This window comes from Chryseobacterium sp. CH25 (assembly GCF_004119455.1).
In the GTDB taxonomy this organism is placed as follows: Bacteria; Bacteroidota; Bacteroidia; order Flavobacteriales; family Weeksellaceae; genus Chryseobacterium.
This window is the reverse complement of sequence record NZ_NRQT01000221.1, coordinates 1-207: the sequence shown is the minus strand read 5'-3', so window position 1 is coordinate 207 and position 207 is coordinate 1. Positions and strand designations below refer to the sequence as shown.

General features: G+C 38.2%; 1 protein-coding gene. It reads right to left on the bottom strand.

Annotation, left to right across the window (positions count from 1 at the left end; genetic code table 11):
- Positions 1-198: hypothetical protein (locus tag BOQ64_RS24380; RefSeq protein ID WP_228448552.1), on the bottom strand; the 198-nt coding region annotated here is incomplete at its 3' end.
- Positions 199-207 lie beyond the last annotated feature (9 nt).

Here is a 207-nt window from a genome sequence, read left to right as displayed (position 1 = left end):
CTCAACCACAATGTCCAGTTTTACCACCCGGTTGATGCCCGAAATTGTGGTTTCTGAAACCTTATACAGAATTTGATGGTGATTTCTCATAATATTTATAGCTTTGCCCTCAACCACAATGTCCAGTTTTACCACCCGGTTGATGCCCGAAATTGTGGTTTCTGAAACCTTATACAGAATTTGATGGTGATTTCTCATAATATTTAT